The 3,427-nt window shown below is 55.3% G+C and carries 3 protein-coding genes; all 3 read right to left on the bottom strand.

Annotated features, from left to right (window positions below):
• Positions 1–1,036 (bottom strand): O-antigen ligase family protein (locus V7Q10_RS15495; RefSeq protein WP_333870040.1); only part of this gene is annotated, 1,036 nt, incomplete at its 3' end.
• The gene (locus V7Q10_RS15490) at positions 1,033–2,109 is read right to left on the bottom strand and encodes a lipopolysaccharide biosynthesis protein (RefSeq protein WP_333870039.1); all 1,077 of its coding nucleotides are present in this window, start codon (positions 2,107–2,109) and stop codon (positions 1,033–1,035) included. The genes V7Q10_RS15490 and V7Q10_RS15495, both read right to left, overlap by 4 nt.
• Positions 2,110–2,524: 415 nt before the next feature.
• Positions 2,525–3,427: hypothetical protein (locus V7Q10_RS15485; RefSeq protein ID WP_333870038.1), on the bottom strand; the 903-nt coding region annotated here is incomplete at its 5' end.

Raw genomic sequence — 3,427 nt, 5'->3', positions numbered from 1 at the left:
CATGAGGAATGAAAAAACTATCGCTGCGAAATTCACTTTGCACCATTTGCATCCACTCTGCTGTTGCCGAAATATGACGAAATCCGTGGCCAAAAAGTGGGGCCTGTTGGGCCTCTTGCAGGGTAAAGTCCCATAATCGTGTTCTTCCTGTGAAACTTGGATCCTTCCCAAAGAGGATTGCCACTGGTGCAAAGACCGAGTGCATCACAGGGAGACAAAGTGCCACGCTGCCGGCAAAACCGATGGCGAAGACTGGGGCAAAAATTGCGAGGGCTCCGAATATAAATGCACCAAGGCTTGAAAGTGTTGAGGACAAAAAGAGAGTTGTGATTTGAAGAATGAAAATTCCGATATCAATAAATTTGTAGCGGGTCAGCAGGCGGAAGAGTGCAAGGCAGGCTCCAAGGGCGGCTGTGGTGGATAAGAGATCTTTTTGTGGGAATAACCCCGTAAACATGATGCCGTAACCATCTGAAAAATATGAGAACTCTACTTTTGCGATGAAAAGTGTAAGACCGATCAGATTTACGAAAGCAATTAAGTAGTAGAGGTTTAGCAAAAACAGTTCGGCATTTTTTCGATTGCTTGCCAAGATCGACATTGAGGCAAGCACAGCATAAAAATTTAGCGTCCTGAGCAGTACCGCGCCATCCCCATCAAAAATAGGAACTCGCAGCCATAAATAGCCGATCAGCGGCAGCCAGAAGATTGAAATCGATTTTAGTGCGGCCTGTGAGATCCCTGTAACGCCCGCAAGCAGGATCGAAAGCAGCAGGATTGAAAAAGATGATACTCTAGCAAAATAAATATCAGCTGTTGATTGAACCATCATTTGGCCAGCTGAGAAGTTTTGACCTGTGCCGAGGATGAGTTTATTCAGGCAGGCAAGAATAACAACGGCAAGGCTTAAAACCAAAAACCGCGTCAGGCGACTTGAAGGGGGCATGTCTCGTGTCTGGGCCGTATCAGATTTTTGCCGCAAGGCTGGCTCTGACAGCAGGCGCTTTTTCTTATTGGGCCAAGTGGGTTCCATCATCTTTGGCGCCATGTGATCTGCTTCATGCGCAAGGAAATCATGGTCAGCGCCAGAACGATCGCGCTGCTAAGTGCCAAAAGCAAGAGGTTGGCGCTTTGTGGCAGGGCTGTTACAGCCGCTTCTGCTCCGAAGGCAATCGCTGCCGTAATTGTAAGTCGTAAAACAATTTTTTGGAAGTCCAGCTCGCGTAAGCTTCGCGAGACCAGCCTGTTCTGGGTTTGTGCAATTGCCAGCATCGCCAGGGCTAGACTGCTTTGAATCAGCCCAAAAATCGTGACAAAACCCAAAAGGCCATGACCACTGACGAGCGCTAGCCCCCCCGCCGCCAGAGTGGCGCAGGTGCCAATTGCATAGGCGCGGGCCGCCAGGTTTTCCGGCCCAAGCGCATAATTTGCCCAATGAAATGGCGTGGTTATGCCGGTGAGGGCGGTGGCAAGCAGCAAAATCCGAAGGGCAGTCACCAGCTCTGGGGGCACAGCGCCAAGCCAGAGCTGCAGCAGTTTGGGGGCAAAGGCAGTCGCGAAAATCATGATAGGGCCCAAAAGGGCGAGTTGCAGGGTAAAGCAGTCGCGCAGTAGGGGCGGGATGCGCTCGGGCTCGGTGTCGCGCAGCTGTGCCAGCCCCGCAAGCAACCCGCGTAACGCTTCGCTGACCGCCTGGCTGATCACCGTTGGGATGCGCAAAGCCAGGCTAAAGACGGCCACAGCAGCCGTGTTCAAGGTGAGCCCCAGCAGCAAAATCGAGAGCGGTTGTAAGGCGCGATGCGAGAGATTTGTCAGAGCAAAAGGGCGGGCGGCGCTTGCCAGAACGGTAAGATTGGCTCTGGGTCCGCTGCGCAGCCGCAACGTTCGGGTCGCCCATAATGCGACGGAAACTTCGATCAGTGCGCCTGCGGTCAAGGCAAGTGCAAGCCCAAGTGGTTGGGATTGCGGCATTATCTTGATTAACCAAACTGCCAAGCCGGTCTGCGCCGCCACTCTGGCTATGGTCTTCAGATTGTACCAATATTGTTGGTGCTGCCCCAAGCGAATGCTGATCCGCCAGTTCGACGCCAATTGCAGCACTGCAGCCAAGGCCGCGAGGCTGGCCGCTGCAAAGCCTGGCGCGCCGATCAGCAGACAAAGACAACTTGCCGCGGCGCTCAACACCACCCCCACCGCGGCAAGCCTGAGAGCTGTGCGCAGCAGGGGCTGCGTGGCGATTAGCCCATCACGCGCGATCCGAAAGGTCAAAGCCTCGGTCAGGCCCAGATCAAGGATCAGAACATTCATCAAAACCGCATTCAGCCACGCCCAATCCCCCACCAAGCCAAGCCCGCCCGTTCTTGCGAAATAGCCGATCAGCGCAAGATTGGCCCCTGCATTCAGGCAAAAGCTTAACAGCACCACCCCGCGCGTTAGCTTCAGGTTTCGCCTGGTTGCTTGGTCTGCGGATGCAGTCATGGCAGGGCGCACACGGGGGTGGAGGGCATTTCTGGGTGTCCTTTGCCTAAGTGACTAAAATTTTTAGGATTGGGATTTCAAGCGGCGCGATCAATGCGCCACCTACGGTTTGGGTGGATGCCAGCGCGACGCTGCCTTGTGGTGTTATCGCGGTGATTTGGCTGATTGGTCCCTGCACGGGCAGAAAAAGTGTTTCTGCCGCGCGGCTGGTTTGACTGGTGCTTTGAAAGACAGGGCTGCTGGGGCTCAGTCGGTTCGGCTCCCATTGTGGGCAGCTGATCCAAAGTTTGGCTCCTGCCGAGACATCAAACCATATTGGATCCATAGGGTTATTGGCGCCACCGTCTTTTTGCGCACTGTTGCGGCTGGCGCGAACATAGCCGGTTGGGGTCACCACAGGATCACCGATAAGACTGCCAATCGCCGGATAGCCGCCATAGCCGGTGCGCAGGCTGACCGTGCCATCCGAGCGCACAAAGGCCGAGAGCACCCAGTCTCCGGTTGAATCAACCGTCGCCTGAAGCGCCAGCCGCGCGTTGGTGCTGCCCGCTGAATTGTCGAGCAAAAGCGCCCTGCCGCTGGTGACGCCCAACAACCCTGCGGCTGCCAGCGCGGTTGTATCCTCAACAACTGCCAGTGTCGCCTCTACCGCACCTGTCAGGTAAAGCCCGCTGGTGTCGATGGGTGCGGCCAAAACCTCAGCAAGATTGACCGTAAGCTGTTCCAGCAGCAAAGCGCCCGCAGGTGTAAAGCGTGCGGCATCGGCTTGCACCACAGCAAAGCTGCCGTCGCGGGCTTGGGTGCTGGCAGCTGAACTGCGCTGCACGGAAAAATTGGCGGTGTGGTAGCCGTTTGCAAAATCCCAAACGAATTTCGCAAAGCCCTCTGCCGTGTGATAGGGGCCAATCGGGCTGCGCAGTTGACTGGTTGATAAAAGGGCGAGGCTCAT

It is taken from the genome of Cypionkella sp. (assembly GCF_036782355.1).
Taxonomy (GTDB): Bacteria; Pseudomonadota; Alphaproteobacteria; order Rhodobacterales; family Rhodobacteraceae; genus Cypionkella.
The sequence above is the reverse complement of the archived record's forward strand: the minus strand, read 5'-3'. Positions and strand labels throughout refer to the sequence as shown.